Genomic DNA, 23,669 nt, shown 5'->3' with positions numbered 1-23,669 from the left:
GGGGATGTCGGTCTCGGGGATGTCGCGTTCCGCCGGATGTCACGCTCCCGGGGACGTCGCGTCCCCGCGGATCGGGGCCGATCGATGCGGCTCAGAAGTTGTCCGGGTTCCAGGCCTGCAGCGGAGTGCGCAGCAGCAGGTCCGCTGCGGCGGCCGCCCCCGGGCGCAACTCGGTGACCAGCGCGGCCGCGGCCAGCCTCGGGGCCGTCTCCGCGCCGAGGTAGAGCGACCCCAACTCCGTTGCCGCGAGGGCGAGGTCGGCGTCGTCCGTGGTGCGGGTGCAGCGGCCGGTGCCGTCCGCGGCGGCCTCCAGCGCCCAACGTCCGGACGCGAAGCCGAGCTTGTCGTCGACCTCCAGCACCACCCGGCCGGGGGCGGCGTACGTCCGGGCGCCGAAGGCGGCCTCGACGTCCAGCACGCGCAGCCACAGGTAGTCCGAGCTCTCCTCGTGCGGGGTGGCCGCGCGCCGGTCCCGGAGCAGCAGCGGCAGCGGGTCGTCCGGGGAGGCGTTGGACACCGCGATCCGGGCCACCCAGTCGACGGAGAACAGGAAGCGCCAGAGCTCGACCCTGGTGGGCAGGTCGAGGGCGGTGCACTCCTCGACGGTGAGCGTGCAGTCGGGGTAGTCGCCGTCCCACTTGTCGTCGACCCGGTAGACCACCAGACCGGTGACCGTGCCGTCGGCGTCCCGGTGGACGGCCGCGAACGGCTCCTTGAAGTCGAAGCCGGGCACCCGGACCTCGCCGGTGCTGCGCTGCCACCACAGCTCGTCGCGGTCGATCGCGCCCGGCTGGGTGCGCCGCCAGCGGTCGTGCAGGCCGGGGCCCAGTTCGCGCAGCTCCGCCATGGTGACGAAGTCGATCCGGCCGCCGGGGACACCCGGCAGGCCCTCGCGCAGGCCGCGGGCGCGGCGCAGGTCGACCCGGAAGCCGGCGCCCCGGGTGGCCGGGCCGAAGCCGAACCGGCCGTAGATGCCGTACTCCGCGGCGATCAGGATGGCGACGGCCGTACCGCGCCCGGCGGCGGCCGCGAGATCCCGGCGCATCATGGTGCTGAGCAGGCCCCGGCGGCGGTGGGTGGCGCTGACCGTGACGTGGCTGATGGCGTCGGCCGTGATGACGGCCCCGCCGGGGACGGTCAACTCGGCGTCGAAGCTGCGGAAGGTGGCGATCTGACGGTCGCCGTCGAAGCCGGCCAGCATCCGGCCCGGCTGCCACTGCCGACGGCGCACGTCCGCCGCGCTCGCCACGTGCGGGCGCAGGAATCCGAGGGTCAGCGCGCGGTCCCAGGCCGGCACCTCGTCCTCGGAGACGGCCCGAACCCGGAGCCCGTCCACGGTGTCGACGGTCGAGTGATCGATGCTGTTGCCCATGGGGCCACGGTACGGCGGCCCCCCGGCGGCAGCACCCGATTTATTCCGTGTCCGACCCGACGTGCTCCCCCGGCACCACCACCCAGTGGTTGGTCCGCAGGACCCGGTCCGCGAAGCCAAGGTCCCGCTCGCCGAGCAGCCGGAAGCCCAGCGCCCGGCAGATCCCGTTGGACGGGCCGTTGGCCACCCCGGGATTGGCGTGCACCTCGCCCCAGCGGCCGTCCTCGGCCGCGGCGTCCAGCACCCGGCGGACGGCCCGCTTGGCGAGCCCGCGGCCCTGGTGGGCGGGCAGCACCATCCAGCCGATCTCGGAGACCGTCTCGCCGTCCTCCTCGCCCGACCAGAGGTTGACCGTGCCCGCGGCCTCGCCGTCCCCGGAGCCGTCCGGGACGATCATCTTGACCCAGCAGCGGTCCGCCGCCGCCTCGACCAGGTCCTTGCGCAGCCGCTCCTCCACCCGTTCCCGGGGCAACGGCCCGCCCAGCTCGGCCATCATCACCGGGTCGCAGCGCATCCGGATGTAGGCCTCGACATCCTCCGCCCGAACATCGCGCAGCAGCATGACGCCTCCTCAGAACGGTCGAGCGACCACGCTAACCCCGACCACCGACATTGGTGGCGGGGATCGCCTTCCTGCCATCCTCGTGCCCTCATCCACGTGACGGACGGACGATCTCCCGAGGGGGGAGCCATGGACGACGAGTACCTCCGCAGGCTGAAGGAGTACGAGGGCCGGAGCACCACCGTGAAGGCGCTGGGCGCGCTGACGGTCGCCGGCTGGCTCTGGGCGGCCTGGCTGCTCCTCTCCTCGGCCGGCGGGGACTGCGGCTCCCCGGCCTTCTACGAGCCGGGCAGCTTCCACCTGCAGGAGGTATGCGACTCCGAGGTCATCGGCCGGATCGGCGGGGCGGTCGCCGTCGTCCTGCTGACGCTCCCGCTCTGCGCCGCCTGGATCTGGACCGGCGTCGGACTGCGCGCCCGCCGGGAGGAACTGGGCGTCCTGCTCGACCGATGACGCGGTCGGTGATGACGGTCGGTGATGACGGTCGGTGATGACGGTCGGTGATGACGGCCGGTGCTCGCGGCCGGTGCTCACGGCCGGGCGTAGAAGTCCGGGGTGCCCATGATCCAGAGGCTGGCCTGTTTGATCGGCATGCCCGCCCGCGGGGCCTCGATCATCTGGTCGTCGCCGATGTAGAGCCCCACGTGGTAGATGTCGGCGGCCTGCCCGGTGTCCGTCCAGAACACCAGGTCCCCGGGGCGCAGCTGACGGTAGCCGATCCGGGTGCTCTGGGCGTACTGGTCGGCCGCGAAGTGGTTGAGCTGCCGGCCGCCCTCGCGCCAGGCCATCATGGTCAGCCCTGAGCAGTCGTAGCCGCCCGGCCCCTCGCCGCCCCAGACGTAGGGCAGGCCGATCTTGGACTTGGCGAAGGCGACCGCCGCGGCCGCGCCCTCGGCGGACCACGGCCGCTCGGCTGGCGGCTCGGCGGACGGCATCGCGGACGGTTCGGCGGAGAGCTCGGCGGACGCCGGTGCGGGCGGAACGGCGGGCGCCGGTGCGGGCGCCGGTGGGGGCGCCGGTGCGGGCGGCTCGACCGGCGGCGCTGCGGAGGCCTTGGCGGCGGCTGCCGCGGCGTCGGCGGCCTCCGCCTCCCGGGCGGCCTGCTCGGCGGCGGCCCGGGCGGCGGCCTCGGCCTCGCGGGCGGCGACCGCCTCCAGCGCCTCGCGGCGCCTGCGCTCCAGCTCGACGGTGGTGTTCCGGGCGGCGGCCAGCTCGGTGAGCAGCTGCTCGCGGTGCCGGGTGGCGGCGGCGACCTCGCCCTGCTGGGCGGCCAGCCGTGCCTCGGCCCGGACCCTGGCCGCGCCGACCTCTGCGGCGGCCTTCTCGGCTGCCCCGGTGGCGGTGCGGGCGGCGGCGGAGGCGCTCCGGGCGGCGGCGGCCGTGGAGGTGGCGGCGTCCAGGACCTGCCGGGTGCGCTCGCTGGCCTGGCGGACCGCGGCGGCGCGGTCACCGGCCTCGCGCGCGCCGCGGGAGCCGAGCAGCGCGTTGAGCGCGGACAGTTCGGCGCCCGCGCCCTGCCGGTAGGTCTCGGCGGCGAGCCGGGCGGCGTCCTCGGCGGCGGCCGAGCGTTCGGCCTCGGCGACGACGGCGCGCCGCGCGGCAGCGCTCTCCTCCGCCCGGGCCCGGGTGAGGGCGAGCCGGGCACCGTTGTAGGCCTCGACGGCGTGTCCGGCGCCGCGCCCGGCCCGGTCCAGGTCGGTCCGGGCGGCGGTGAGCGCCGTCTCCAGGGCGGCGACCGAGGAGGCCTTGCCGTCGGCCTCGGCCCGGGCGCGGTCGATCGCCTCGGTGCTCGGGTACGGCTCCTCACCCCGGGCCCGGCCGGCCGCCGGATCGCCGTCGGACGCGACGGCCTGGGCGGTGGGGAGCAGCCCGAACAGGGCGGTGAGCGACAACAGGAGGGTCGGCAGGAGCCTGCGCGCCACGCGACGTCCCTTCTCACGGGTCCGGAGGGGACGGCGGCGGACGGCGCTCGGCGCACGGGCAGCGGGCGGCCGGGCGGCGGGAGTCCGACGAATCATCCCCTCATGTGACAGAACGGTCACATGGCGTCATGTTCTCAATTCCGGCGGCCTGCGCATCGGCAAAGCGCTCCGCCGGTCGAGTGACCATCAGATGATCCGACCCGAACTCGACTCCGGCCGGACGCCCGCGGTGCACGAACTACCGGCGGACCCGGCGGGTGTGCGTCCGCAGCCGGGGGTGCCGCTCGGGACGGCGCTCCAGCCCGGTCGGACCGACGGCGAAGGTCCGGCTGCGCCCGGCCCGGACCGTACGGCGGCGCTGCTGCGCCCGGTGGGTGCGGACCGGACCGGCCGCGGACGTCTGGCCGTCCCCGGTCGGGGGCTTGGCCGTGGCGCCGGCGGCGGCCGCCGAGCGGCGGTCGGCCAGCCTGGCCCGGCGGCGGGCCAGCCCCCGCGCGGCGTGCGCGTCGAGGTGGGCGGTGGCCCGGGCGGCCATCCGCTCGGCGACCCGGTGGGCGGCGGGGTGGTTGGCGGGCACCTTGTCGGGGGCGCCGGCGATCAGGTCGAAGAGCCAGGTGCGGGCCCGGTCGGCGCGCCGGTGCAGCAGGCGCTCGCGTCGCAGTGCGCGCGCCCGGCGGCGGGGGCGCACGGAGTACCGCCAGCGGGCCCAGGGGCTGCTCGGCCGGGCCAGCCGGATCGCGCCGATCCAGGACAGACCGGGGACCATGATCCCGAGCAGGCCGGTCCACATCTTCCCCTTGATCAGGGTGATCACCGAAGCCAGCGCGTTCACCGAGATGACCGCGATCAGGCCCCACCTGGTGTCCTCGCCGGGCAGCGGGCCGAACGGCACGTACCCGATCAGCAGCAGGGCGGTGAACAGGATCCCGAAGATCACCGCGTCCACCGACTTGCGGCCCTGCTCGCTCCAGTACACGTCGTCCAGGTGCAGGATCAGGGCGAACTCGTCCAGCACCAGGCCGCAGCCGATGCCGAAGGCCAGCCCGAACCAGTCCATCCACGGCTGCCCGCCGTAGGTCGCGAACACCCCGATGCCGCCGAGCAGCAGGAAGCCCAGGCCGAACACCATGTGGTGGATGTGCAGGCCGCCGGGGGTCACGTTGCCGGGCCACCAGCGCACCTGGGCGCGGATCATCCGGACGCTGAACCGGATGAAGACGAACGACGTGATGAAGCCGACCAGCAGCAGGAACAGCGGTTGCTTGTGCGCGTTGACGATGTGCTCGCGGTAGCTGTCCAACAGTGTGGTCATGCGACTTACCTTCGTTCCTGGTCCTGCGTCCTGCCTGCGGTGACATGGCCCGGGGCCCAACGGGCCTCCAACACGGGTCAACGCACGGTCAGAACCCCCGGGTGCGCTTGGCCGCCCGGCGCGGCACCGCCGGGTAGAGCGACGGGAGCTCGGCACCCACCGGCAGCTTCAGGAACAGCCGGGCGATCTCCCCGCCGAGGTTCACCCCGACCGCCAGCGCCATCGCGATCGCCGCCGCCCGGAAGACCGACACCAGACCGGCGCTGGAGTGCCCCTGCGCGAAGGCGAGCATGCCGAGGTAGAGCGCCGAACCCGGCATCAGCGGGCCGATCGCCGCGGTCACGTACGGCAGCGCCGAGCCGTTGCGGTAGCGCGCCATCAGCTGCCCGAAGAGACCCACCAGACCGGCCGCCACGCCGGTCGCCGCGATCGGGTTGACGCCCGCGTTGTAGACCAGCGCGCCGTAGCTGGCCCAGCCGATGCCGCTGTTGGCCGTGACCAGGGCGAGCGTGCGGCGGTCGGTCTGCAGCAGCATCGCGAAGGCCAGGGTCAGCACCATCGCGGCGACCATCTGCACCGGCGGGTAGCTGATCCCGACCAGGCTCTCGTCCGGCCGGAGCTTCGCCTCGAAGCCGACACCCAGGTAGAGGATCACCATGACGCCGATCACGATGCCCGCGACCAGGTAGATCACTTCCAGCAGGCGGGCCGCGGCGGTGATGTAGAAGCCGGTCAGACCGTCCTGCACGGCGGCGACCAGTGCGCGCCCGGGCAGCAGGGCGAACAGGCCACCGGTGATCACGACCGATCCGCGCAGACCCCAGTCGTTGAAGGACAGGATGATCCCGGAGGCCGCGGCCGGCATCGCGGCCGCCACGAACTGGTAGAACTCCGGCAGCCGGCGCCGGGCCAGCCCGGAGGCCATCCGGTCGCCCAGGACGGCCGCGATGAAGGCGCTGGCGAAGACCAGCCAGGCCTTGTCGTCGAGCCGGCCGCCGACCAGGAAGGTCGCCGCACCGGCCAGCAGACCGGTGGTCAGGGCGAGCAGCCAGGCCGGGTACGGGTGCCGGTTGCGGCGGATCAGGGCGAGCCGGCGGTAGGCGTCGTTGACCGACGTCTTCTCCGCGGTGATGTCCGCGACCAGCTCGTACACCGCGTTCAGCCGGGTGTAGTCGGAAGTGCGCCGACGCACCACGCGGTCGGCGGTGACCGGCGGCTCGACCAGCGAGGGCTGGTGCGAGATGCCGATCAGGGTGAAGGTCACCTGCGGCTCGCAGCGGTCCAGCCGGTAGGCGTGCGCGATGCCGAGCATCGCCGCCTCGACGTCCTCGGCGGCCTCACCGCTGGCCAGCAGCAGCTCGCCGAGGCGCAGGGTCAGGTCGAGGATGCGGGGGACGTTGCGGGCGGTGCCCGCCGAGGGGTGCAGCTCGCGGGCGGTCCGCTCGAAGGACGGGCGCTCGGACATCGGGGTGCGCAGCAGCGTGCGCATCCGGTCCGGCCAGGGCGCCTCGCCGGGCGCGCCGGCGGTCAGGTCGGGGATCGGGATGCCGGTCGGCGGGGTGTACCCGGCCGCCCGCCACTCCTCGGGCGTGAGGGTGTCCTCGGCGACCGAGCGGCGGCGGGCCGGGCGGGCCGCGCTCCCCGGGGCGGCCTCCCGGGGAGCCGTGGCCCGGTGGGCCGCCTCCCGGGGGTGCACGTCGACGGTGAGGTCCGGGTGCGGCCCGGCGGACGCCGGGGGCCCGGGGAGCGGCGCGGGATCGACGGGCGGGGCGGGCTCGACGGGCGGGGCGGGCTCGGGCGCCAGCAGGCCCTTGGTCTCCGGGACGGGCGGGAGGAGCGGGACGACGGTGGTGGGCTCGACGGGCGGGGCGGGGTGGCCGAGCAGGCCCTCGGTGGGCGGGGCGTCGGCGGGGTGCACCGGCTTCGGGGGTGTCTGCCGCGCTTGGCGGACCGCCCGGCCTCCCCTCGCCCGCTTGCCCGCACCCGGTCGGCCCCGCTTAGGCACTTCCGCTCCTTGCCGCCCCTGGGGGCCACCGGCCACCCACCGCTCGATCTCGGGTTACACCTTGCCTGATCGAACAGCCGGACGCACATGTACGCGACGTCCCGTGGCCCGGGCCACGGGCGCCTACCCGGCGCGGTGGCGGGTGGCGGGTGCCGCACCGGACCGGCGGGCCCGCAGCAGCTCGATCGCCACCGGGACCACCGAGAGCAGCACGATGCCCACCAGGATCGCCTCGATGTTGTCCCTGACGAACGGGATCTGCCCCAGGAAGTAGCCGAGCACGGTGACCCCGCCGCCCCACAGCACGCCACCGACCAGGTTGAACACGACGAAGCCGCGGTAGTTCATCCTGCTCACCCCGGCGACGATCGGGGTGAAGGTGCGGACGACCGGCACGAAGCGGGCCAGCACGATCGCCTTGGGCCCGTACCGGTCGAAGAAGGCGGCGGCCTTCTCGACGTTCTCCTGCTTGAAGACCCGCGAGTCGGGGCGGCGGAACAGGCTCGGGCCGACCTTGCGGCCGAAGAGGTAGCCGACCTGGTCCCCGGCCACGGCCGCGGCCACGATCAGCACGCAGACCAGCCAGAGCGGCTGGTGCAGGTAGGTGCCGCCGGCCACCAGCAGGCCGGTGGTGAACAGCAGCGAGTCGCCGGGCAGGAAGAACCCGATCAGCAGGCCGGACTCGGCGAAGACGATGGCCAGGATGCCGAGCAGGCCGAAGGCGGAGATCAGGGTGGTCGGATCGAGCCAGGACGGGCCGAGGGCGAGGCTGGTCACGGTGCGGGCACTCCCGGAGGTCGAGTCTTGGCAATGCAACGGTAAAGCATTGACAAAGACTCGGGTGGGGGCCGGATGGTTCCCGACGGAAGCCAGACCGGGACCACACCACGGAGCCCGGCGCCGGAACCGCCCGGCGAAGGCCGGAGCCGGGAATGCCCGCGGCCCCGGCGGGGCCCCGGAGGGCCGGCGCGCCGGGGCCGGGTGGTCGTACGGAGCCGAGCGAAGTCGTACGAAGGGGTCAGAGGCCGTAGCGCTCGACGATCTCCTCGTGCCGGGCGACGTCCGCGCCGGCCGCCTCGGCCAGGGTCGGCCAGGCGAGCGGGTGCGGCCAGTGGCCGGTCAGCCGGTGCAGCAGGGCGTCGGCCTCGGCGGCCGAGGCGGTCGGCGGCACCCCGACGGCCGCGTAGATCCCGGGCAGCGTCGCGTCCTCGCCCCCGTCCGCGGGGTCGGTGATCCGGTAGTGGTCCCCGCTGTACGCCCACAGCGCGTAGCCGGACTCCTGCAGCCGCTCGCGCAGGGCGCCCCACGGTTCGTCGCCGGGCCAGCCGCCGTCGATCCAATAGGTGGTGTACCCCGCCGGGTCGAGCATGGTGAGCAGTTCGAACACCGGGCGCCAGCGCCGCTGCTCCTCCTCCGGGGCGTCCTCGGCCGGCGGGCGCTCCAGCAGGGCCGGGGCGAAGACCACCACGTCGCCGTGGTTGAGCGTCAGGTCGTCACCGAGCACCGGCAGGATGCGGGCGGTGGCCGGTCCGGTCCGCACCGCGGGCAGGTCGACCGTCGCACCGTTGGTCCGGGCCGCCCGGACGGTGACCAGCTGCCACTCCTCGTCCACCGGGCCCTCGGGCTCGTCGAACTCGATGTCGAGCAGCGCCCCGGCGGAGCGCACCACGGCCCAGTCCCGGTTGGCACTGGCCGCGGTGATCAGGTGCCAGAGGTCGGGCTCCCGGACCACCCGGTGGTCCTCGTCGTCCGGGGCGCCCTCGGCGGGCAGCGCCCGCTCCAGCAGCTCCTGGTAGAGCCGCTGCGCACCGGCGTGGTCCCCCAGCTCGGTGGCGGCCCGGGCGGCGAGGCGCCGGGTGTTGAGCACCTCGTCGTCCAGCGCCATGATCGCCTCGCACCGCTCCAGCACCTCCGTCCACCGGCTCTCGGCGGCGGCCCAGCGGGCGCGTATCCAGTGCCCGTCGGCCGGTGCCGTGGCGGCCAGCCGGTCGGCGAGGCGGCGCACGCCCTCGGCGTCCCGGGCGGCGATCAGCAGCTCGCCGAGCGTGCCGGTCAGCTCCCGGTCCTCCGGGTCCGTCTCCAGCCGCTGCCACAGCAGGTCGGCCGCGGCCCGGGCGTGGCCGAGGCCGCCCAGCACGGTGGCCAGGAGCACCGTCAGCCCGGTGGCGCCGGCCTGCTCACCCCGGTACCGGTCCAGGGCGACGGAGAGCAGGTCGGCGCCGGTCTCGAACGGCACCTCGGCCTCGGCCAGGTACGCCGTCAGCTCGCCCGGCGGGACGGGCAGCCCGGGCTCCGGCAGCGCCTCGGCGGCCGCGCGCAGGGCGGCGACCTCCGCGGACACGCCGTCGGTGCGACGCAACCGGGTGAGCTTACGCTCTCCGGTCGCGGCGAGCGTCAGCGCCACCGTGCGGGCGCCGCGCGCGACGGCGAGCCGACCCGCCGCCAGCAGCAGGTCCACGCAGGGGCGGTGCGCACCGGCGTCGTCCAGGTACCCGACCCAGCCGGCCAGCACGGCACCCAGCTCGGCGTCGTTCTCCCACGCGCCGGCCGCGACCAGCAGCTCGACCGTCTGCGTCCAGGTGGGCCGCAGGTCGGCGTGCTGCTCGGCCTCGGCCCGCTCGGGGAGCAGGGCGAGCGCCTCGTCCGTGCGGCCGAGCGCGGCGAGCGCGCGGGCCCGCAGCAGGGCGCCCCAGCGCTGGTCGCGCTCGTCCAGCTGCTGCCCCGGCTTCTGCTCGGCCCGCTCGGCGGTGTCCAGCAGCTCCAGCACCTCCTCGTACCGGCCGAGCAGGTGCAGGGTGCCGGCCCGGGCCTGGTGGAAGCGGAGCGAGACCCGCTGGCCGGCCGCGCGCATGCGGTTGGCGGCGCCGTCCAGGTGGTCGAGCGCCTCGGCGGCCCGGCCGTCGTCCTCCAGGGCGTCGGAGTACTCGCGGGAGAGGCAGTCGTAGCAGGCCCGGCCGGGCTCGATCCGCTCCAGCGTCTCGCCGACCACCTCCAGCCGCTCGGCCACGTACCCGGGCCCGTCGACCCGGGCGTGGCAGATCGCGAAGTCCTGCACCACGCAGACGGACTGCGGGCAGCCGGCCGTCTCGTCCCGGTGGGCGAACTCCAGCAGGTCGATCACCTCGGGCATGACCGCCTCGCCCTGCTGGCGCTTGTTCAGCAGGTTCTGCATCCGCCAGTGCCGCAGGTAGACCTCGACCCAGGGCAGGTCGAGCGACCGTGCGGCGGCGACCGCCTCCGGGTACAAGGCGTCCAGCTGGTCGTTGCGGCCCTCGGTGGCGTGCTCGGGCAGCTCGACGATGGCGTCGGCCAGCCGGTGGTGGCCGGCCTCGACCAGCTGCCGGTGGGCGTCCCGCACCCAGGACCAGATGTCGGTGGTCATGCTCGTTCCCCCTGCGTCGTGCTGATGAGTTGTCTACCGCGGACCACTGACAATCCGTCCGTCACGCTTCGTCCGACAGCGCGCCGGGGCTGTCCGGGACGTCCGGCAGCCCGGCCGGGACGGCGGCGGTCAGTGCGGAGACCGCCGTGCCGAAGCCGGTCAGCGCGGCGGTGAGGTCACCCTCGGCGGGGCCGGAGGAGGCCGCGGCCATGATCACCTTGAGCGAGCGGAGCAGCCCGGCCGCGGTGGCGCTGCCGGTGTGCCCGCTGCGGTAGGCGACGAGCAGGTCCTCGACCGCCGGGCAGGCCAGGTTGAGGTAGAGCCGGGCCTTGACCCCGCCGTCGGTGCGGGCGGTGAAGGCGCGGGCCAGTCGCAGCGCGGCGGACGGGATCCGGGCGTCGGCCTGGTCGTCCTCGATCCGGGCCTTCAGCTCGGCCTCGCGGTCCGGGACGAGCACCAGCGGCAGGCCGGGCGGGTCGAAGCGGGCCGGGACGAGCTGCTCGCCCGGGTCGGCGAGGGCGGCGGCCAGCCAGGCCTCCTCTCCCTCCGGCAGCGGCCGCTCCGGGTCGCGGAACAGCTCGCGGTTGCCCTGCTCGCTGCCCAGCTCGACCAGTCGGCAGCCGCGCAGCCCGGCGTAGCGGCGCAGGAAGGGCAGCACGGCGTAGCGGTCGCCGCGGGCGATCGGCACCCGCATCGCCCGGTAGAGCATCTCCTCGAAGCCGCCGCCGGTGCCGAGCGCGACGTGCACCGCTCCGCCTCCCGCCGCGCGCAGCGCGCCCGCGGTGAGGTCGCCCTGCGAGGTGGGCACCGGGACGTCGTCGGCGAGCAGGGTGAACAGCCGGTCGTCGCAGAGCGCGGCGCCGAGCAGGTCCTGGCCGTGCCGGGTGAGGATGCGGCGCCAGGCGGCGGGCCGCAGCCGGGCCGTCTCGTAGAGGCCGTCCACGATGGCGTCGGTCAGGGCCTTCCGGAGCGCGCGGTAGTGCTCGTCGCGCTGGAGGTCCTCGCGGCTGGCGGTGGGGGTGAGCCGGCCGGACTCGACCACCCCGCCGATGAAGCCGGCCCAGCCGGGCAGCAGGTCGCGGGCGTCCTCGGCGAGCAGCATGCCGCGCAGGTACACGGCGAGGTCGCGGTTGTCGCCGGTGCCGTAGGTGCCGCCGTCCTGGACCCACAGCAGGCCGATCGCGTCGGTGGCGCCGTCGACCGGCTGCACCGGGAAGGCGGTGAGCGGCTCGAAGCGGCGGCCGAAGGCGGTGGCGAAGCGCATCCGGGCGGCGTGCTGGTCGCCCCCCACCGCCTGGCGCCACGGCACCTCGACGGAGTTGACGGGCTGTTCGTCGTCACCGACGTGGACCGGGATCGGGAGCAGCACGCAGTACCGGGCGAGGACCTCGCGCAGGGTGTCCTCGTCGGCGAGGTGGGAGTGCTCGGCCTTGAGCGCCAGCTCGACCACCGTGCCGGGGCGGGGCCGGGCGGGCACCGGCTCGACCCGGTACTGCTCGCCGCCGCGGCTGCGGTAGCGGTGGCCGAGCTGCGGCTCGCGGTGCGAGGTGGTGGTGACGGTCACCTCGTCGGCGATCGAGAACGCGGACAGGAAGCCCAGCCCGAATGCGCCGATCAGCTCCTGGTTGCCGGTCAGTTCGCGCAGCATGCGGGTGTAGCCGGTGCCGACGGTGGCGAGGTAGGAGTGGATCTCGGGCTCGGTCAGGCCGGCCCCGGTGTCCTCGATGGCGACGGTGCGCCGGGCGGCGTCCGCGCGCACCCGGATCAGCGGGCGGTGGTCGCCCTCCGGGTCCTCCAGGAGCCGTCGGGTGTGCGAGTCGTGCGCGTTCTGGACGAGTTCGCGCAGGGCGACCAGCGGGGTGGAGTAGAGGTGGGTGGCGAGGACGTTCACCAGGCCGCCGAGATCGACCTCGGTCGTCCGCAGTTCCTCGACGGGGGTGGGCTCGGACTGGGCACCTTCAGACATGGGTCCCCAGTGTGCCAGTGCGACAATCTGCCCACCATTTCTTTCTTCTCGACGGAATGACGGATTGCGGTCAACTCGCAATTGACCGAGCCTCCACCATCGGTGGAATTGCCACCCGTTCGGTGGAGTTCGCGCGATCACTGGTGAATGCTGACCGGGCGACGTCAGGCAACGGCGCTCCGGAGCGGCCACTCCGGAACGCGCGCCACAATTCGCCCGTCCAGTCAGGGAGATCAGCGTGTCCCGTATTCGCGCAGCCGCCGCCGTCACCGCCCTCGGCGCGTTCCTCCTCGTCGGCTTCGGTGCCGCCACCGCGCACGCCGACAACGGCGCCGGCGCGATCGACCACTCCAACGGCAGCGTGGTGAGCGACGTCGGCTCCGGCAACGTCATCGGCACCGTCCACGGCAACGTGGTCAACACCCAGCAGACGGCCGCCGGTTCGGGCGCCTCCGACCAGAACAACGGTCTCGCCGTGGCCGGCAACGGCGGGAACGTCGGCGCGCTGCAGGGCAACGGCAACGCCGACGCCCGGGTGTACTACCCGCACGTCCTGTACTAGAACCTGCCCGCCGGGCCGGGTGCCCGTCCCGTCACGGCGGGGCGGGCACCCGGCCCGTTCCGCGTCTCAGGACAGCCCCAGCACCGCCCGGCCGAGGCGCAGCAGGCAGTCCTCAAGGTCCGGCCGGGCGCTGTGCGGGCGGTTCCGCACCCCGTCGTTGACCAGCGCGAACAGGGCGTGCACCCGGATCCGGGCGGTGGCCGCGTCGCAGTCCGGGCGCACCTGCTGCAGCAGACCGACCCAGGTGCGCAGGAAGTCCCGCCGGAAGTCCACCGCGGCCCGCCGGTCCGGCGGCGCCAGCCGCTCCGTCTCGCTGAGCATCGCGCCCAGGTAGTCGCCGTTGCGCAGCGCGAAACCGACGTACGCGCCCAGCCCGGCGGCCAGCGCCGCACCGGGCCCGTCCGCGGCGGTGATCGCGCCGTCCACCTCGTGCCAGAGCCGCTCGCGGCTGCGCACCAGCGAGGCGGCGAGCAGGTGGGCCTTGCTGTCGAAGTGCCGGTACACGCTGGGGCCTGAGATGCCCACGGCGGCGCCGAGTTGGTCGGTGCTGACGTTGTCGAAGCCGCGCTGGTGGAACAGCCGGACGGCGGCCGCGAGCAGTTCCTCCCGGCGCGCCTGCGGCCTCGGCCCCGGCACCGGCACCGGTCCGGCTGCGGGCACGGACTCGGGCTCGGCCCGGGACTCGGGCACGGGCACGGGCACGGTGGCGGTGCCGGTGCCGGTGCCGGGCGGCGTGACCGCGAGGACGGCCGCGACCAGCTCGCGCAGCAGCGCCTCGGCGCGACGGGGCTGCGGCGCCGCCGACTGGTAGGAGAGCCCGGCGCAGGCCGAGAGCGCCGCCCAGCAGAGCAACTCGGCATCGGCTGGCAGGAGTTCGGGGCGCTCCGCGCGCAGTACGGCGGTCATCAGCGCGACGTCGGCGCGCAGCTCGCGGCGCAGCGCGGCGCGCCGGGCCGGCGGCAGCAGCCGGGCGTCGCGCTGGACCAGGGTGCCGAGCGGGCGGTGGCCGACCGCGACGGCGGCCAGCACGGCTCCGACCTCCTCCGCGGTACCGGCCGCACGCAGTCCGCCGGCGAGCTCGTCCAGCCCCAACCGGACGGCCCGGTCGAGCAGTTCGGGCTTGCCGCGGAAGTGCCGGTAGAGCGCGGGCGCGGTGATGCCGACCCCGGCGGCGACCTCGGTCATCGAGACCTGGTGGTAGCCGCTGCGGTGGAACCGGTCGGCGGCCACGGCGAGGATCTGGGCACGCCGCCCGGGCGGCCGTCGGACCACCATGGCGCACCTCCCTCCCGTCCGGCCGGGCACCGATCCGGGCCTCGATCCGCGCGTCGAGCGGTCGCCGAACGGGCATCGGAACCGGTGTGTCCCGCCCTCGGACCGGGCGTCGAGCCGGCGTCGAACGAAGGCTAGCAAGGATTCACTCGGCACCGCCGCCGACCGTGTCTTCCACGCCTGTCGACTCTGGACAGCCGAAGCTACCCGGGATTAACTTGTGGGGCCATCACCTGGCACGTTCCGCCCCGCCGGCAGCTCCGGCCGGCACCGTCGAAGGGAGCGCCGCCGTGCGCCGCACCGTGTTCAACGAGGACCACGAGGCCTTCCGGGAGACCATCCGGGACTTCATCGCCAACGAGGTCGTCCCGGTCTACGAGGGCTGGGAGGCCGAGGGCCACCCGCCGCGCGACTTCTACCGGCAGCTCGGCGCGCTCGGCGTGTACGGCATCGAGGTCCCGGAGGAGTACGGCGGCGCGGGCGAGAGCGGCTTCAAGTACCAGGCGGTGATCGCCGAGGAGACCGCCCGGGCGGGTGTCAGCTTCGGCTCCTCCGGCGTGCACACCGGGCTGGTGCTGCCGTACCTGCTGGAGTACGCGAACGACGAGCAGAAGCGGCGCTGGCTGCCCGGCTTCGTCTCCGGCGACATCATGACCGCGATCGCGATGACCGAGCCGGGCGCCGGCTCCGACCTCGCGGGCATCACCACCACCGCGCGGCTCTCCGAGGACGGCACCCACTACGTCCTGAACGGCGCCAAGACCTTCATCACCGGCGGCGTGCTGGCGGACCTGGTCCTGGTGGTCTGCCGCACCGCGCCGTACGACCCGGCCGACCGCCGGGCCGGCCTGTCCATCCTGTGCGTGGACACCACCTCCCCGGGCTACACCGTCGGCCGCAAGCTGCAGAAGATCGGCCTGCGCACCTCGGACACCGCCGAGCTGGCGTTCAGCGACGTCAAGGTGCCGGTGGAGAACCTGCTCGGCGAGGAGGGCAGGGCCTTCGCCTACCTGACCCACAACCTGGTGCAGGAGCGCCTGGCGATCGCCGTCGGCGCGTACGCGGCGGCCGCGGCGGCGGTCCGGTTCGCGGTGCAGTACGTCAAGGACCGCAAGGTGTTCGGCAAGGCCGTGGCCGAGTTCCAGAACACCAAGTTCACCCTGGCCGACTGCGAGGCCCAGGTGGTCGCGCAGCAGTCGATGGTGGACCGCGCGCTGGAGCTGTACCAGCGCGGCGAGCTGACCGTGGCCGACGCGGCCGCGGCGAAGCTCTTCTGCACCGAGTCGGCCTCCACCGTGATCGACAAGTGCCTCCAGCTGCACGGCGGTTACGGCTACATCCTGGAGTACCCGATCGCCCGGCTCTACACCGACAACCGGGTGTTCCGGATCTACGGCGGCACCAGCGAGGTCATGCGCAGCATCATCGCCAAGTCGATGGGGCTGTAGGCCCGTCCGGGCAGGACCGCGCGGCGGGCCGCACCCCCATGGCGGCCCGCCGCGCCCTTCCCGGTCCGGTCAGTTGGGCGAGGCCTGCTCGGCTCGCCAGGCATCCCAGCCCGCGGCGGACGCCACCTTCGCCCCGTGGAACGCCCGGTGGGCGATCGCGGTCGGCGGCGCGTCCATGTTCCGCACCCAGTTGCGGCCGGCCGTGGCCAGCGCCGCACACACCATCACGGTCCCGGCCGCACCGAGCGCCGCACCGATGCCGGTGAGCACTACGCCACCGGCCAGCAGCGAGCGGTTGACCTGGAACCCGCTGAAGAAGTTTTCGTTGGTCGCCATGCCTCCACGATGAGCGCAGTGGACGCGGGCTGCACGTCGAACGCCTCCGGGTGCGCGACCCGGGTGCGTCCGCGACCCTGGCAGCAAAGGTCAGGAGGACGCGCGATGTCCGATCTCGAACAGCTCGCCGTGGAGCACGCCGCCCTCGCGGCCGAGAGCACGCACGGGCGCAGCGCCCACCTGGTGCTGCACGACGGCGTCCTGCGGCAGACCGTGATCGCGCTGACCGCCGGGACCGCGCTGGACGAGCACAACCCGCCCACCGCCGGAAGCGTCCAGGTGCTGCGCGGCCGGGTCTCGCTGACCATCGCCGGCCGACGGCTGGAGCTGTCGGCCGGGCGTCTGGAGCCCGTCCCGCAGGAGCGGCACGGGCTGCTGGCGCACGTCGACTCGGTGGTGCTGCTCACCGCCGTCACGACCTGACCCCCGGCGGGCGGCTCAGCCGGGGCCGAGCACGCTGCCGCTGACCAGCCGCAGCCCGCGCAGGAAGTCCTGCCCGCTGGGCGCGAGGTCGGGCGCGGCCAGCCACTGGGCGGCGTAGCCGGCCAGCAGGGTCTGGTAGAAGGCGCCGCGGACCTCCTCCTCCTCGGAGTCCACCACCTCGGGCAGCCCCTGGAACAGGGCGGAGAGCCCCAGCCGGCCCTCCTTCTGCGCCCCCGCGAAGGCCTGCGCCAGTTCGGGGGCGTGCGCGGCCTGCGCGAGGGCCTCGAACTGGGCCGCCCAGAGTCCGCGGTGCTCGACGAAGACGTCCCGGAGGCCCTCCCAGACGGCGGCGAAGCGCTCCTCCGGGTCCTCCGACACCTGGTTGGCGGCCACCACCACCTCGCCCAGGGACGCCCCCATCTCGCCGATCGCCTCGATCATCGCCGCGTTGAGCAGCGCGTCCTTGGAGCCGAAGTGGTAGCCGATCGCGGCCAGGCTGACGCCGGAGGCGGTGGCGATGTCGCGGGCGGTGGTGCGCCCGTAGCCCTTCTCGTACAGGCAGCGCTTGGCGCCGGCCATCAGGTCTTCGCGGTTTCCCATGCCCCAGATCCTACGGAAGGACTGGACAGATGTCTTGCACGATCGTCTTGTACGAGCGATTTACACATCTGTACTAGACAAGCGTCTGACACGCCCGTACTGTCTTCCTCATGACCGCAACCACCGGCCGCGCAGGCCGTCGCGAATGGATCGGCCTGGCCGTCCTCCTGCTCCCGACCCTCGTCCTCTCCATGGACATGGGCGTGCTCTTCTTCGCCGTCCCGTTCATCTCCACCACGCTGGCGCCCAGCGGCACCCAGCAGCTGTGGATCATGGACATGTACTCGTTCCTGCTGGCCGGACTGCTCATCACGATGGGCTCGCTGGGCGACCGGATCGGCCGCCGCCGGCTGCTGGTGATCGGCGCCACCGGCTTCATCGGCGCCTCGCTGCTGGCCGCCTGGTCGCACGACGCCGACCAGCTGATCGCGGCCCGCGCCCTGCTCGGCGCCGCCGGGGCCACCGTGATGCCCTCGACCCTCGCGCTGATCCGCAACATGTTCCACGACCCCAAGCAGCGGCAGGTCGCCCTCGGCGCCTGGGGCGGCGTCCTCACCGCCGGGGCCACCCTCGGCCCGGTCGTCGGCGGCCTGCTGCTCGAACACTTCTGGTGGGGCTCGGCCTTCCTGCCCGCCGTCCCGGTGATGGCCCTGGTGCTGCTGTCCGCGCCCGTCCTGCTCCCCGAGTACCGCTCCGCCGCCCGCACCGGCCGCTTCGACCTGCTCGGCGCCGCGCTCTCGCTGGGCGCGATCCTGCCCCTCGTCTACGGGGTCAAGACCATCGCCGTCGACGGCTGGAGCCTGCTGCCCGCGCTGGCCGTCGCGGCCGGCCTGCTGCTCGCCGCCGCCTTCGTGTGGCGCCAGCGCACCGCCGCGAACCCGCTGCTCGACCTGAGCCTGTTCAAGATCCGCACCTTCAGCGGCGCGATCAGCGTCAACACGATCGCGATGTTCGCGATGATGGGCTTCTCCCTCTTCACCTCGCAGTACCTGCAGCTGGTCAAGGGCATGAGCCCGCTGACCGCCTCGCTGTGGTCCCTGGTGCCGAGCGTCGGCGTCGGCGCGGCCGTCGGGATCAGCTCGGCGCTGGCCGGCAAGGTCCGCCCGGCGGCCCTGATGGGCGGCGGGTTCCTGATCGGCGCGGCGGGCTTCGCGATGATGACGCAGGTCGGCGCGCACTCCCCGCTGGCGCTCATCCTCACCGCGGCCGGCGTGCTGGCCGCCGGGACCGTCGGCACCATGACGATGACCGCCGAGATGGTCGTCTCCGCCGCCCCCGTCGAGCAGGCCGGCGCCGCCTCCGCCACCTCGGAGACCGCGGTCGAGCTCGGCAGCTCGCTCGGCATCGCCCTGCTCGGCGCGGCCGGTGCCGCGGTCTACCGCCACCAGCTCGACGGTGCCGCCCTCCCGGCGGGCGTCCAGGGCGAGGCCGCCCACGCGGCCCAGGACACCCTCGGCGGCGCGGTCGCCGTCGCCGCCCAGCTGCCCGGCCGGCTCGGCGCCGACCTGCTGGAGACCGCCCGCACCGCCTTCACCGACGGCCTGCACGTCGCCGCCGGGGTCGGTGTGGTCCTCGCCCTCGGTGCCGCGCTGCTGGCCTACCGCCTGATGCGCCACCTCCCGGCCGCCGCCCCCGCCCCGGCCCCCGAGGCCGAACCCGCCACCGTCTGACCCCGTCCCGGCCCGATCCACGCGAGTCATCGAGAGCCCCCGCCCACCCCGGGCGGGGGCTCTCCGCCGTTCGGGGCACTCCGGGCCCCGAGGCGCCGCGGCAGGCCCCGCGACGGTCGCGGGGCACGGCCTCCCAGGGCACAACAGTCCCGGGGCACGGCGGCCCCCCGGCACTCGCCCGCGACGCCGTGCCCCGGGCCTGCCGTCCGGATTCCGTCGACTCGCACCCGTCGCGGGCCCGGCGTGCCAGGGTGGGCACATGGGTGCTGATCGGGCGCGGGTGCGCGGGAGTTACGACACGGTGGCCGAGGAGTACGCGGGGCGGATCGGGGGTGAGCTGGCGCACAAGGCGGTGGACCGCGCGCTGCTGGGGGTGGTCCTGGAGGAGGCGGCCGGCGGGGTGGTGGCCGACCTGGGGTGCGGGCCCGGCCACGTGGCGGGGTGGCTGGCCGGGCACGGGGCCGAGGTGGTCGGGGTCGACCTCTCGCCGCGGATGGTCGAACTGGCCCGGCGTGAGCAGCCGAAGGCCACGTTCCGCACCGGCGACCTGCTGACGCTGCCCGCCGCCGACGGGGAGTTCGCCGCCGCCGTCGCGCTGTACTCGGTGATCCACCTGGAGCCGGACGAGCTGGCGCCCGCGTTCGCCGAGGTGCGGCGGGTGCTGCGGCCCGGCGGGGTGCTGCTGGTCTCCTTCCACCTCGGCACCGAGGTGCGGCGGATGGAGGAGTGGTGGGGCCACCGGGTGGACGTGGACTTCCACTTCCTGGAGACCGGGGCCGTCGCCGACCACCTCACCCGCGCCGGATTCGGCGTCGAGGTGCGGATGGAACGCAAGGGCCTGCCCGAGGAGGCCCCGACCCGCCGCGGCTACCTGCTGGCGCGACGGACGGAGTGACCGTCCACCCGGGGGTGGACGGGGCCGCGTCCACCCCCGGGTGCGTGCCCCGGCGGCCCCCGGGGGAGGACCGTGAAGGGGTCCCTCCGACCGCCGGGAGCCGCCCCGTGTCCCTGCCCGCCCTCCTCTCCCTCCTCGGCGTCCTGTGCTGGGTCGCCTACGAGCTGCTGCTGCGCCGACGCGAGGACGCCGCCGCCGGCACCTGGCGGGCGGACCGCCGCGACCGCGGCTCGACCCGGCTGCTGCTCTGCTGCTACCCGGCGTCGGCCCTGGTCGTGGTGCTGTTCGACCGCGGCTCGATCGGCCGACTGCCGCTCTGGGCAAGCTGGTTCGGTGTCCTGCTGGTCGGCGCCGGGCTGGCCCTGCGGGCCTGGGGCATGCACACCCTGGGCGCGTACTACACCCGCACGCTGCGCACCGTGGACACCCAGCACGTCGTGCGCACCGGCCCGTACCGGCTGATCCGCCACCCCGGCTACGCCGGCAGCCTGCTGGTCTGGATCGGCTACGCCCTCGGCACCGGCAGCTGGGCGGCCGCCCTGGTGGTCGCCGGGCTGCTGTTCGCCGCGTACGGCTGGCGGATCACCGCCGAGGAGCGGCTGCTGCTGGCGGCGCTCGGGAGCGAGTACGCCGAGTACCGCCGGGTGACCAGGCGACTCGTGCCGTTCGTCCACTGATCGCACCGGGGCGGGCCTCGGAGGCCGACTCCGCCCCGCCCCGGGCCGCCGACCGTCCTCGATCTCGCGGCCCGCTTGAGCGGCACCTGGTTTTTGGCCAGCGTTTCCCGGCCGGTGTATCCGTTCGCCGTGAGGGCCAGGCATACTGGCCAACACGGGCGCGCGCGCCCGCCATGACTCTAGACAAGAAGGGACCGGTGGCCAGGGATGCTGCGGAACGGTCTTGAGCCCTGGCACATCTTCGTGGTGCTGGCGGTCGTAATCCTGCTGTTCGGATCGAAGAAGCTGCCGGAGATGGCTCGCGGCCTGGGTAAGTCCATGCGCATCCTGAAGGCCGAGACCAAGGCCATGCGCGAGGACGAGACCCCGGCGGACGCCGGCACCGCCCAGAGCACCGCCGCTCCCCAGCAGAGCGCGGACCGTCCGGCCGTCACGCCGACCAACGTGACCAAGGCCACCGAGAACAAGCGGCCCGAGACGACCGCCTGAGTCTCCCCTTCCTTCGGAACGCCCCCGGTGAGCTCACCGGGGGCGTTCCGCTGTTCGCGGCCTCCTCCGCCGTCCGGGTCGGCGCGGTCCGACGGGTCCGCGCCCCGGCTGCCGCCCGGGCCGGTTCGTCCGGTCGGCGTAGGCGGGCGGGCGCCCGGGGCTCCGTCGGCACAGGCTGGGCGGGATGTCCGACAACTCGCCACCGTCCACCGACGTACGGGCCTGGTGCTGGCTGCTGCTGGCATTCACGCTGCTGATGGTCGGGTACTTCACGCTGCCGCTCGGATGGTTGGGCGATCGCCACCCGGTCGTCAGCTGGACGGCCTTCACCTGCGCGCTGGCCGGACTGACCTGGCTGATGCTGGCCAAGATCGTCGGGGTGATGCAGGGGACGGCGAAGCGGCCGGTGGTCTGGCTGGTGTTCCTGATCGGACTGACGGCGACCATCTTCTCCGCCACGTACTACGCGATGGGCGCCCACAAGTCGGAGTTCGCAGGGCTGGAGACGCGCCTGGACGCGCTGTACTTCACCGTCGTGACGATGTCGACGGTCGGGTACGGGGACATCACCCCGGCGGGGCAGTCGGCACGGCTCGTGGTGATCCTGCAGATCCTGTACAACTTCGTGATCCTGGCGGCGGCCGCCGGGACGGCGTCCCGGGCGGTCCGCAGCAACGTGGAGCGACGGATCAAGCGCCAGGGCTGAACCCGCGCAGGCGCACGGCACTCTCCACGGGCTGTGGACGACGCCGCCGACCGGCCGGCCGGAGGCCCGGCGCGATCGGACCGGGAGTCAGCAGGCCGCCGCTGCCGCCGTCCGGGCGCCACCGCCGGGCCCCGGAACGCACCGGTCCCCCGCCCGAACGGACGGGGGACCGGGTGGAGCGTCAGGAAGCCGGTCTGTCCCGGATCGTGTCGTAGCCGACGACCGTGGTGCCGGACCGCGGCACGGGCCCGTTCCGGACAGTGCCGGCGGATGCCCCCCCCGGGGGCGGCGGCCGTCAGCCGTCCTGGAGGTCGGCGGCGGTGTGCAGGGTGGCGAACAGGGCCGAGAGCCGGGCGTTCCAGTTGGCGTAGGTCGGCGGGTTGATGGCGTGCCGCTTGGCCATGTCCTTGACCACCTTCTGGGCGTTCTTGAGCTCCTGCGCGGCGGCGTCCGGGTCCCCCGCGTCGAGGCGGGCGGAGGCGGTGTCGAGGATCCTGAGCAGTTCCGCCTGCTTGTCCCGGTCCTTGCCCACGTCGGCCTGGGCCACGGCCTGCCGGAAGGACTGGAGCTGCAGCGCCGCCGGCTGGTTGCGCGGGACGGCCTGGGTGGGCGTCGGGGGCGCCGACGGGCTGGCGGGGGCGGCGGTCGCGGTGGGCTTCGGGCCGGTGGCGGGCGTCGTGGCGGGCGCCGTGGCCGGGGCGGAGGACACGGCCGGTCTGGCGGCCGACGGACTGTCCGCCGGGCCGTCGAAGGCGGTGAGGGCCAGTGCGGCGACGCCCGCCAGGCCCGCCACGCCCAGCGCGCCGAGCACCAGGGGCTTGCGGCGGCCGGTCCGGGCCGGCGCCTCCGCCCCGGGCCCGGGCCCGGCCGGCGGGACGGCGGGAACGGGCGCCATCACGGAGGTGGCGGCCGGGGGCTGCGGCGGGAGCAGGGTGGTGTGCTGGTGGTCCGAGGACGCCGGGGGCACGGCCCGCGGGAGCGCCTGGGTGGCCGCCGCAGTGGTCGCGAGGAGTTCGGCCGTCGGATCGCCGACGATCAACCCCGGTACGGTGGCGAGCAGTTCGGCCCGGGCGGCGGAGGCGTCCGCGGGCCGCCCGGCCGGGGCCTTGGCGAGCAGGCGCAGCACCACCGCGTCCAGGGCGGGCGGCAGGCCGGGACGCCGCGCGGACGGCGGCAGGGGCTGCTCGTTGACGTGCTTGAAGGCGATCGCGACCGGGGTCTCGGCGGTGAACGGGGCCGCGCCGGTGAGCATCTCGGTCAGCACGCAGCCGACCGCGTACAGGTCGGTCCGGCCGTCCAGGGCCGAGGCGGTGGCCTGCTCGGGCGAGAGGTAGGCGGCCGTGCCGAGCACGCTCGCGGTCCGGGTCAGGTTGTCGGAGGAGGCGGCCCGGGCGATGCCGAAGTCGACGACCTTCACCCCGCCGTCGTCGGTGATCATGATGTTCCCGGGCTTGATGTCCCGGTGCACCAGCCCCGCGGCGTGCGCGACCGCCAGCGCCTCGCAGACCGCCGCCGCGATGCCGACGGCCCGTTCGACGGGGAGTGCGGGCTCCTGCGCCAGCACGGCGGCCAGCGAACGTCCGCTGACCAGCTCCATGACGATGAACGGGGTGCCCTCGTCCACGCCCGAGTCGAAGACCATGGCGATCCTCGGGTGCACCAGCATGGCCGCGTGCTGCGCCTCGCGGCCGAAGCGCTCGGCGAAGCGGGGGTCGTCGGCGAGGCCCCCGTTGAGGACCTTCACGGCCACCTGGCGGCCCAGCACGCGGTCCACGGCACGCCAGACGGTGGCCATGCCGCCGACGCCGAGCATCTCGACGAGTTCGTAACGCCCGTTCAGCGCCCGTCCGATCACCTGGAGCTCCCCTCACGTGCCCTGCCCGGGGTTCCGGGCCGCCTCGTGCACCTGTGCACGATAGCCGTACGGCCGTGCGACCCGGCCGGGGGCGGAGGGGTGGCGGTCGGGGGACCGGGCAGCGGTCCCCCGGCCGCCGGCGCGGGGGTGGGGGGAGGGCGGCATGCGGGGGGGGGGGGATGGAGTTTTCGGGCGTGATTGGTGAGTGGCGGGTT

Annotated in this window: 21 protein-coding genes; 9 read left to right on the top strand and 12 right to left on the bottom strand. The window is 74.6% G+C overall.

Features of this window, described 5'->3' with window-relative positions; translation table 11 throughout:
* Positions 1 to 91: 91 nt before the first annotated feature.
* Entirely contained in the window at positions 92 to 1,372 is a 1,281-nt protein-coding gene (locus ACZ7KX_RS06790; RefSeq protein WP_470325632.1) for a GNAT family N-acetyltransferase, read from the bottom strand.
* A gap of 40 nt (positions 1,373 to 1,412) precedes the next feature.
* Positions 1,413 to 1,934 (bottom strand): GNAT family N-acetyltransferase, encoded by a 522-nt coding sequence (locus ACZ7KX_RS06785; RefSeq protein WP_470325631.1) that lies wholly within the window; start codon positions 1,932 to 1,934, stop codon positions 1,413 to 1,415.
* Between the two features lie 129 nt (positions 1,935 to 2,063).
* Here ACZ7KX_RS06785 and ACZ7KX_RS06780 point away from each other — a divergent pair, with 129 nt between their 5' ends.
* Complete coding sequence (locus ACZ7KX_RS06780; protein ID WP_470325630.1) at positions 2,064 to 2,387, top strand: hypothetical protein; 324 nt, start codon at positions 2,064 to 2,066, stop codon at positions 2,385 to 2,387.
* Positions 2,388 to 2,464: 77 nt separating this feature from the next.
* On the opposite strand, the gene ACZ7KX_RS06775 is transcribed toward ACZ7KX_RS06780, so the two are convergent.
* The 6 genes from ACZ7KX_RS06775 to ACZ7KX_RS06750 all read right to left on the bottom strand — a co-directional run bounded on the left by ACZ7KX_RS06775 (position 2,465) and on the right by ACZ7KX_RS06750 (position 12,521).
* Entirely contained in the window at positions 2,465 to 3,856 is a 1,392-nt protein-coding gene (locus ACZ7KX_RS06775) for a C40 family peptidase (RefSeq protein WP_470325629.1), read from the bottom strand.
* Between the two features lie 238 nt (positions 3,857 to 4,094).
* On the bottom strand, positions 4,095 to 5,168 hold the full coding sequence (locus ACZ7KX_RS06770) for a hypothetical protein (RefSeq protein WP_470325628.1): 1,074 nt from the start codon (positions 5,166 to 5,168) through the stop codon (positions 4,095 to 4,097).
* 88 nt (positions 5,169 to 5,256) lie between these two features.
* Complete coding sequence (locus tag ACZ7KX_RS06765) at positions 5,257 to 7,086, bottom strand: threonine/serine exporter family protein (RefSeq protein WP_470325627.1); 1,830 nt, start codon at positions 7,084 to 7,086, stop codon at positions 5,257 to 5,259.
* A 210-nt stretch (positions 7,087 to 7,296) separates the two neighbouring features.
* Positions 7,297 to 7,950 carry a DedA family protein gene (locus ACZ7KX_RS06760; protein ID WP_470325626.1) on the bottom strand — a complete coding sequence of 218 codons (654 nt, stop codon included), beginning with the start codon at positions 7,948 to 7,950 and terminating at the stop codon, positions 7,297 to 7,299.
* A 241-nt stretch (positions 7,951 to 8,191) separates the two neighbouring features.
* The gene (locus ACZ7KX_RS06755) at positions 8,192 to 10,555 is read right to left on the bottom strand and encodes a hypothetical protein (RefSeq protein ID WP_470325625.1); all 2,364 of its coding nucleotides are present in this window, start codon (positions 10,553 to 10,555) and stop codon (positions 8,192 to 8,194) included.
* A gap of 61 nt (positions 10,556 to 10,616) precedes the next feature.
* Complete coding sequence (locus ACZ7KX_RS06750) at positions 10,617 to 12,521, bottom strand: ATP-binding protein (protein WP_470325624.1); 1,905 nt, start codon at positions 12,519 to 12,521, stop codon at positions 10,617 to 10,619.
* 238 nt (positions 12,522 to 12,759) lie between these two features.
* Here ACZ7KX_RS06750 and ACZ7KX_RS06745 point away from each other — a divergent pair, with 238 nt between their 5' ends.
* A complete protein-coding gene (locus ACZ7KX_RS06745; RefSeq protein ID WP_470325623.1) occupies positions 12,760 to 13,083 on the top strand; it encodes a hypothetical protein in 324 nt (107 codons plus the stop codon).
* Between the two features lie 66 nt (positions 13,084 to 13,149).
* Here the strand turns inward: ACZ7KX_RS06745 and ACZ7KX_RS06740 are convergent, their stop codons facing one another.
* On the bottom strand, positions 13,150 to 14,358 hold the full coding sequence (locus tag ACZ7KX_RS06740) for a TetR/AcrR family transcriptional regulator (RefSeq protein ID WP_470325622.1): 1,209 nt from the start codon (positions 14,356 to 14,358) through the stop codon (positions 13,150 to 13,152).
* A gap of 287 nt (positions 14,359 to 14,645) precedes the next feature.
* On the opposite strand from ACZ7KX_RS06740, the gene ACZ7KX_RS06735 reads away from it, so the two are divergent.
* Positions 14,646 to 15,803, top strand: a complete 1,158-nt coding sequence (locus ACZ7KX_RS06735) for an acyl-CoA dehydrogenase family protein (RefSeq protein ID WP_470325621.1) — start codon at positions 14,646 to 14,648, stop codon at positions 15,801 to 15,803.
* Between the two features lie 69 nt (positions 15,804 to 15,872).
* Here ACZ7KX_RS06735 and ACZ7KX_RS06730 read toward each other — a convergent pair whose 3' ends face one another.
* Positions 15,873 to 16,139, bottom strand: coding sequence for a hypothetical protein (locus ACZ7KX_RS06730; RefSeq protein ID WP_470325620.1), 267 nt, complete (start codon positions 16,137 to 16,139; stop codon positions 15,873 to 15,875).
* 105 nt (positions 16,140 to 16,244) lie between these two features.
* On the opposite strand from ACZ7KX_RS06730, the gene ACZ7KX_RS06725 reads away from it, so the two are divergent.
* Positions 16,245 to 16,562 carry a cupin domain-containing protein gene (locus ACZ7KX_RS06725; RefSeq protein WP_470325619.1) on the top strand — a complete coding sequence of 106 codons (318 nt, stop codon included), beginning with the start codon at positions 16,245 to 16,247 and terminating at the stop codon, positions 16,560 to 16,562.
* A gap of 15 nt (positions 16,563 to 16,577) precedes the next feature.
* On the opposite strand, the gene ACZ7KX_RS06720 is transcribed toward ACZ7KX_RS06725, so the two are convergent.
* Positions 16,578 to 17,162, bottom strand: a complete 585-nt coding sequence (locus ACZ7KX_RS06720; RefSeq protein ID WP_470325618.1) for a TetR/AcrR family transcriptional regulator — start codon at positions 17,160 to 17,162, stop codon at positions 16,578 to 16,580.
* 110 nt (positions 17,163 to 17,272) lie between these two features.
* Here ACZ7KX_RS06720 and ACZ7KX_RS06715 point away from each other — a divergent pair, with 110 nt between their 5' ends.
* The 5 genes from ACZ7KX_RS06715 to ACZ7KX_RS06695 all read left to right on the top strand — a co-directional run bounded on the left by ACZ7KX_RS06715 (position 17,273) and on the right by ACZ7KX_RS06695 (position 21,599).
* A complete protein-coding gene (locus tag ACZ7KX_RS06715) occupies positions 17,273 to 18,832 on the top strand; it encodes an MFS transporter (RefSeq protein ID WP_470325617.1) in 1,560 nt (519 codons plus the stop codon).
* 259 nt (positions 18,833 to 19,091) lie between these two features.
* Positions 19,092 to 19,727, top strand: coding sequence for a class I SAM-dependent methyltransferase (locus tag ACZ7KX_RS06710; RefSeq protein ID WP_470325616.1), 636 nt, complete (start codon positions 19,092 to 19,094; stop codon positions 19,725 to 19,727).
* 107 nt (positions 19,728 to 19,834) lie between these two features.
* Complete coding sequence (locus ACZ7KX_RS06705; RefSeq protein ID WP_470325615.1) at positions 19,835 to 20,404, top strand: methyltransferase family protein; 570 nt, start codon at positions 19,835 to 19,837, stop codon at positions 20,402 to 20,404.
* Between the two features lie 207 nt (positions 20,405 to 20,611).
* Positions 20,612 to 20,893 carry a Sec-independent protein translocase subunit TatA gene (tatA, locus tag ACZ7KX_RS06700; protein WP_350521721.1) on the top strand — a complete coding sequence of 94 codons (282 nt, stop codon included), beginning with the start codon at positions 20,612 to 20,614 and terminating at the stop codon, positions 20,891 to 20,893.
* Between the two features lie 184 nt (positions 20,894 to 21,077).
* The gene (locus ACZ7KX_RS06695; protein WP_470325614.1) at positions 21,078 to 21,599 is read left to right on the top strand and encodes an ion channel; all 522 of its coding nucleotides are present in this window, start codon (positions 21,078 to 21,080) and stop codon (positions 21,597 to 21,599) included.
* Between the two features lie 295 nt (positions 21,600 to 21,894).
* Here ACZ7KX_RS06695 and ACZ7KX_RS06690 read toward each other — a convergent pair whose 3' ends face one another.
* A complete protein-coding gene (locus tag ACZ7KX_RS06690; protein ID WP_470325613.1) occupies positions 21,895 to 23,454 on the bottom strand; it encodes a protein kinase domain-containing protein in 1,560 nt (519 codons plus the stop codon).
* Positions 23,455 to 23,669: the final 215 nt, after the last annotated feature.

The organism is Kitasatospora sp. NPDC038210, assembly GCF_055600605.1.
Note: the sequence above shows the minus strand (reverse complement) of the source record. Positions and strands in the feature narration are given on the sequence as shown.